General features: G+C 62.7%; 4 protein-coding genes. 3 read left to right on the top strand and 1 reads right to left on the bottom strand.

The window, feature by feature from the left end; translation table 11 throughout:
• Together ptsP and HX846_RS26460 are read left to right on the top strand one after the other, a co-directional pair.
• On the top strand, positions 1–1166 hold a 1166-nt coding region (gene ptsP, locus HX846_RS26455), incomplete at its 5' end, for a phosphoenolpyruvate--protein phosphotransferase (protein WP_178966406.1).
• A gap of 1 nt (position 1167) precedes the next feature.
• The gene (locus HX846_RS26460) at positions 1168–1464 is read left to right on the top strand and encodes a PTS transporter subunit EIIB (RefSeq protein WP_003209625.1); all 297 of its coding nucleotides are present in this window, start codon (positions 1168–1170) and stop codon (positions 1462–1464) included.
• Between the two features lie 137 nt (positions 1465–1601).
• Here HX846_RS26460 and mltF read toward each other — a convergent pair whose 3' ends face one another.
• Positions 1602–3062 (bottom strand): membrane-bound lytic murein transglycosylase MltF, encoded by a 1461-nt coding sequence (gene mltF, locus HX846_RS26465; protein WP_177008154.1) that lies wholly within the window; start codon positions 3060–3062, stop codon positions 1602–1604.
• Positions 3063–3349: 287 nt separating this feature from the next.
• Between mltF and purL the strand changes: the two genes are divergently transcribed.
• Positions 3350–7097, top strand: a 3748-nt coding sequence (gene purL / locus HX846_RS26470; protein ID WP_178966407.1) for a phosphoribosylformylglycinamidine synthase, incomplete at its 3' end; no start/stop codon positions are given.

The following is a 7097-nucleotide window of genomic DNA, read 5'->3' on the forward strand; positions in this document are numbered from 1 at the left end:
TCGCCATTCTCGCCCGCGCCCTTGGCTTGCCGGCCATCTGCGGGGTGTCGGCGCAGGTGCTGGAACTGGCCAACGGCAAGCAAGTGCTGCTGGATGCCGACAAGGGCGAGTTGCACCTGGACCCGGACCTGGCCGAGATCGAACACTTGCAAGCCAGCCGCCAACAACAAGTGCTGCGCCGCCAGCGGGAAGTGGAGCAGGCGTCGTTGCCCGCTACGACCCGCGACGGTCATCACGTCGAAGTGACGGCCAACGTCGCATCGTTGCAGGAGGTGGAGCAGGCATTGTCCCTGGGGGGCGAAGGCGTTGGTTTGCTGCGTTCCGAGTTCCTCTACCTGGACCGCAACCGCGCGCCGAGCCCCGAGGAGCAGGCGGGCACCTACAGCGCCATCGCCCGTGCATTGGGCCCGCAGCGCAATCTGGTGGTGCGCACCCTCGACGTTGGTGGCGACAAGCCGTTGGCCTATGTGCCGATGGACAGCGAGACCAACCCGTTCCTTGGCCTGCGCGGGATTCGCCTGTGCCTGGAGCGCCCGGAACTGTTGCGTGAACAATTCCGTGCAATTCTCGCCAGTGCCGGTTTCGCCCGTTTGCACATCATGTTGCCGATGGTCAGCCTGCTCTCGGAGCTGCGCCTGGCGCGGCAGATTCTTGAAGAGGAAGCGCTGGCCCTGGGGCTGACGGAACTGCCGAAGCTGGGAATCATGATCGAAGTGCCATCGGCGGCATTGATGGCCGATCTGTTTGCGCCGGAGGTGGATTTCTTCTCCATCGGCACCAACGACCTGACCCAATACACCCTGGCCATGGATCGCGATCACCCGCGCCTCGCCAGCCAGGCCGACAGCTTTCACCCGGCGGTGCTGCGCCTGATCGCCACCACCGTCAAGGCGGCCCATGCCCATGGCAAGTGGGTCGGCGTGTGTGGGGCGTTGGCGTCTGAAGCGCTGGCGGTGCCGGTGCTGATCGGGCTGGGGGTGGATGAGTTGTCGGTCAGCGTGCCGCTGATCCCGACCATCAAGGCTACCGTGCGCGAGCTGGACCTGGCGGACTGCCAATCCATCGCCCGCCAGGTGCTGGGCCTGGAAGAAGCGTCGCAGGTTCGCGAGGCGTTGCGCCTGTACCACGCGGCTACCGTTGAAACCTCATTGGTTGTGGAGAACTGACATGTTCGAGAAATTTCAGCGGGCGTTCTGGAAGGCCCTGACGCCGGATCTGGTGCTTGAGACGCCGCAGGCAGCTCCAGTGAGCGAAACACTGTTGGCCCCGGCAGTGCTGAATGCGCTGGGCGGCGCGGAGAATCTCAAGTCGCAGCAGCGAGTAGCACTGACCCGGGTGCGGGTGCAGTTGCAGGATGCGGGGCGGTTGGATGCGCAGGCGCTCAAGGCGGCAGGCGTGCCGGGCGTGATGGTGTTGGCGGGTGGGGTGGTGCACCTGCTTACCGGCCTGAACACCGCTCTATAAGACGACGAAGATCAAATGTGGGAGCGGGCTTGCTCGCGAAGGCGGTGTGTCAGTCAATCCATGTGCTGGCTGAACCACCGCCTTCGCGAGCAAGCCCGCTCCCACATTGGTTTTGTGGTGTTTGGATAATCGGGGGATTACAGCGGCGGGGTTTCTTCCGTCGGCTTGGTCTTGTCCACACCCGGCACATGCAGGTTGCCTTCGACCACCTGGTTGCCTTCCAGCTGCGGCTGCGTCACCCACGTCAGAATGTCGTAGTAACGCCGGATGTTCGCCACAAAATGCACGGGCTCACCGCCACGGGCATAGCCATAACGCGTCTTGCTGTACCACTGCTTCTGCGACAGGCGCGGCAGCATCTTCTTCACGTCCAGCCACTTGTTCGGGTTCAGGCCTTCTTTTTCGGCCAGCTTGCGCGCGTCGTCCAAATGGCCGGTGCCGACGTTGTACGCCGCCAGGGCAAACCAGGTGCGGTCCGGCTCGGCAATCTTGTCGTCCAGCTCATCCTTGATCTTGGCCAGGTACTTGGCGCCGCCCATGATGCTCTGCTTGGCGTCCAGGCGGTTGGACACGCCCATGGCCTGCGCCGTGTTCTGGGTCAGCATCATCAGGCCGCGCACGCCGGTCTTGGAGGTCACCGCCGGCTGCCAGAGTGATTCCTGGTAGCCGATGGCCGCCAGCAGGCGCCAGTCGACCTTTTCTTCCTTGGCATAGGCCCGGAAGTGTTTCTCGTATTTGGGCAGGCGCTGCTGCAGATGCTGGGCGAAGGTGTAGGCGCCCATGTAGCCGAGTACATCGACGTGCCCGTAATAGCGATCTTTCAGGCGTTGCAGCGTGCCGTTCTTTTCCACCTTGTCGAGGTAGTTGTTGACCTCGTTGAGCAGGCTGTTGTCTTCACCGGCGGCGACCGCCCAGGCTTGATGACTGGCGTCACCGAGGTCAAAGGCCACCCGCACGTTGGGGAAGTACACCTGGTTCATCGCCACTTCGTTGGAGTCCACCAGGGTCAGGTCGATCTGGCCCTCATCCACCATGCGCAGCAGGTCGACCACCTCAACGGCGTCGGACTCTTCGTAGTCAATCCCGGGAAACTGTTTTTTCAGCTGCGCCAGTTGCTCGGCGTGGGTGCTGCCCTTGAGCACCATGATCTTCTTGCCCACCAGGTCTGCCGCGGTGGTCGGCCGGGACTGGCCGTTGCGGTAGATGATCTGCGGGGTGACTTCCAGATAAGGGTGGGAGAAACGCACTTGCTGGCGACGCTGCTCACTGCTGACCAGGCCGGCGGCGGCCAGTACCGGGCCGTTGGGTTTGCCGATCTGCGAGAACAGGTCATCCAGGTTGTCGGCCGCCTCGATCTCGAGCTTTACCCCCAACTCGTCGGCAAAACGTTTTACCAGTTCGTATTCGAAGCCGGTTTCGCCGTTACGGTCCTGGAAATAAGTGGCCGGACTGTTTCGGGTGACCACCCGCAATACGCCATCCTCCTTGATTCGCTCGAGCGTGTTGGGTTTATCCACACACGCACTGAGCAGCAGGAAGAGTCCGGTAACGAAGAGCCATTTGGCGCATCGCGGGCGTAAAGCAGTAGGGGAGAACATCTGCGCAGTATACGCAAAGGACCCTCGGCGCCATATCTCGACAGCGGGGCACTTGTCTGCTAGCGCCCGTAAACCTTGGCTGCAGCCCGCAGAAACGGGGCTTGGCAGCCGATTGTGACGGTTAAAATAACTGCCCGGAATAGCTTGTATGGCCATATGATATCGTGCGATTTATGCCAACTGACGTCCGGCTGCGGCCACTGGTGCCGTTTCGGGTGCCGTTGGCGACGGTTTACGCTAGAATGCACGGCCTCAAAGCACACCCCCTTCCCGAGGCTGTCCCGAAGATGTTGATCCTGCGCGGCGCTCCTGCCCTTTCTGCCTTTCGCCACAGCAAACTCCTTGAGCAACTGAGCCAGAAGGTACCTTCTGTCAGTGGCTTGTATGCTGAATTTGCTCACTTCGCCGACGTTACCGGCGTTTTGACCGCCGACGAACAGCAAGTGCTGGCGCGCCTTCTGAAGTACGGTCCCAGCGTTCCTGTTCAAGAGCCTAACGGCCGCTTGTTCCTGGTCCTGCCACGATTCGGCACCATCTCGCCCTGGTCGAGCAAGGCCAGCGACATCGCCCGCAACTGCGGCCTGGACAAAATCCAGCGCCTGGAACGCGGGATTGCCTTCTATGTAGCAGGCCAGTTCAGCGAGGCCGAGGCCGAGCTGATCGCCAGCAGCCTGCACGACCGCATGACCCAGATCATCGTGGGCCATTTGGAACAGGCTGCCGGTCTGTTCAGCCACGCCGAGCCCAAGCCGCTGACCGCGATTGACGTGCTCGGTGGCGGTCGCGCCGCCCTGGAAACCGCCAACACCGAACTGGGCCTGGCCCTGGCCGAAGACGAAATTGACTACCTGGTCAACGCCTTCATCGGCCTGAAGCGCAACCCCCACGACATCGAACTGATGATGTTCGCCCAGGCGAACTCCGAGCACTGCCGTCACAAGATCTTCAACGCCAGTTGGGACATCGACGGCCAGAGCCAGGAAAAAAGCCTGTTCGGCATGATCAAGAACACCTACGTGATGCACAGCGAAGGCGTTCTGTCGGCTTATAAAGACAACGCCTCGGTCATCGTCGGCTCCGTCGCCGGCCGTTTCTTCCCGGACCCTGAGACCCGCCAGTACGGCGCGGTGCAGGAGCCGGTGCACATCCTGATGAAAGTCGAGACCCACAACCACCCGACCGCGATTGCCCCGTTCCCGGGCGCAGCCACCGGTTCCGGCGGCGAGATTCGCGACGAAGGTGCAACCGGTCGTGGCGCCAAGCCAAAGGCTGGCCTCACCGGCTTCACCGTGTCCAACCTGCAGATCCCGGGCTTCGAACAGCCGTGGGAAGTGCCGTACGGCAAGCCTGAGCGCATCGTCACCGCGCTGGACATCATGATCGAAGGCCCGCTGGGCGGCGCCGCGTTCAACAACGAATTCGGGCGTCCGGCCCTGACCGGTTACTTCCGTACTTTCGAGCAATCCATCACCACCCCCCGTGGCGATGAAGTGCGCGGTTACCACAAGCCAATCATGTTGGCCGGCGGCATGGGCAACATCCGCGCCGAACACGTACAGAAAGGCGAGATTCTGGTCGGCTCCAAGCTGATCGTCCTCGGTGGCCCGGCGATGCTGATCGGCCTGGGCGGCGGCGCCGCTTCCTCCATGGCCACCGGCACCAGCTCGGCCGACCTGGACTTCGCTTCCGTACAGCGTGAAAACCCTGAGATGGAACGCCGTTGCCAGGAAGTCATCGACCGTTGCTGGCAACTGGGTGACAAAAACCCCATCAGCTTCATCCACGACGTCGGCGCAGGTGGCTTGTCCAACGCCTTCCCGGAACTGGTCAACGATGGCGACCGTGGCGGCCGTTTCGAACTGCGCAACATTCCAAACGACGAGCCGGGCATGGCCCCGCACGAAATCTGGAGCAACGAATCCCAGGAACGCTACGTGTTGGCGGTAGGTCCTGCAGACTTCGAACGCTTCCAGGCGATTTGCGAGCGCGAGCGCTGCCCGTTTGCGGTAGTCGGCGAAGCCACTGCCGAGCCGCAACTGACGGTCACCGACAGCCACTTCGGCAACAGCCCGGTGGACATGCCGCTGGAAGTGCTGCTGGGCAAAGCCCCGCGCATGCACCGTTCGGCCGTGCGTGAAAACGAACTGGGCGACGATTTCGATCCATCGACCCTGGCCATCGCCGACTGCGTGGAGCGCGTCCTGCACCACCCGGCCGTTGCCAGCAAAAGCTTCCTGATCACCATCGGCGACCGCACCATCACCGGTCTGGTTGCCCGTGATCAAATGGTCGGCCCGTGGCAGGTCCCGGTGGCTGACGTTGCCGTCACCGCCACCAGCTTCGACGTGTACACCGGTGAAGCCATGGCCATGGGCGAGCGCACTCCGCTGGCGCTGCTGGATGCCCCGGCGTCGGGCCGCATGGCCATCGGCGAAACCCTGACCAACATCGCGGCTTCGCGTATTGCCAAGATCTCCGACATCAAGCTGTCGGCCAACTGGATGTCCGCTGCCGGTCACCCGGGTGAAGATGCGCGCCTGTACGACACCGTGAAAGCGGTCGGCATGGAGCTGTGCCCTGAGCTGGGCATCACCATTCCGGTGGGCAAGGACTCCATGTCCATGGCCACCCGCTGGAACGATGAAGGCGTGGACAAGAGCGTCACCTCGCCGCTGTCGCTGATCGTTACCGGCTTTGCGCCAGTCACCGACATTCGCCAGACCCTGACCCCGCAACTGCGCATGGACAAGGGCACCACCGACCTGATCCTGATCGACCTCGGTCGCGGTCAGAACCGCATGGGTGCCTCGATCCTTGCCCAGGTGCACGGCAAGCTCGGCAAGCAGGCCCCGGACGTCGACGACGCCGAAGACCTGAAAGCTTTCTTCGCCGTGATCCAGGGCCTGAACGCCGACGGCCACCTGCTGGCTTACCACGACCGTTCCGACGGTGGTTTGCTGACCAGCGCCGTGGAAATGGCCTTCGCCGGTCACTGCGGCCTGAGCCTGAACCTCGATGGCCTGGCAGAAACTTCCGCTGACATCGCAGCAATCCTGTTCAACGAAGAGCTGGGCGCCGTGATCCAGGTTCGCCAGGACGCAACGCCAGACGTACTCGCACAGTTCAGCGCCGCTGGCCTGGGCGACTGCGTGGCCGTGATTGGCCAGCCGATCAACAACGGTGAAATCAACATCGTCTTCAACGGCGAAACCGTGTTTGAAGGCCAGCGCCGCCTGCTGCAACGCCAGTGGGCCGAGACCAGCTACCAGATCCAGCGCCTGCGTGACAACGCCGACTGCGCCGAGCAGGAATTCGACGTGATCCTGGAAGAAGACAACCCGGGCCTGAGCACCAAGCTCAGCTTCGACGTCAACCAGGACATCGCCGCGCCTTACATCAAGAAAGGCATCCGCCCACAAGTGGCCGTACTGCGTGAGCAGGGCGTCAACGGCCAGGTGGAAATGGCGGCAGCGTTCGACCGTGCCGGCTTCAATGCGATCGACGTGCACATGAGCGACATCCTCGCCGGTCGCGTCGACCTCAATGAGTTCAAAGGCCTGGTTGCCTGCGGTGGTTTCTCCTACGGCGACGTACTGGGTGCCGGTGAGGGCTGGGCCAAGTCGGCCCTGTTCAACAGCCGTGCCCGTGACGCGTTCCAGGGCTTCTTCGAGCGTAATGACAGCTTCACCCTGGGTGTGTGCAACGGTTGCCAGATGATGTCCAACCTCAGCGAACTGATCCCGGGCAGCGAGTTCTGGCCGCACTTCGTACGTAACCGCTCCGAGCAGTTCGAAGCCCGTGTTGCGATGGTCCAGGTACAGGAATCCAACTCGATCTTCCTGCAAGGCATGGCCGGTTCGCGCATGCCAATCGCCATCGCCCACGGTGAAGGCCATGCGGAATTCGCCAGCGAAGAAGCACTGCTGGAAGCCGACCTGTCCGGTACCGTGGCCCTGCGTTTCGTCGACAACCACGGCAAGGTCACCGAAGGCTACCCGGCCAACCCGAACGGCTCGCCGCGCGGGATCACCGGGC

Source organism: Pseudomonas sp. K5002 (assembly GCF_013386655.1).
Classification (GTDB): Bacteria; Pseudomonadota; Gammaproteobacteria; order Pseudomonadales; family Pseudomonadaceae; genus Aquipseudomonas.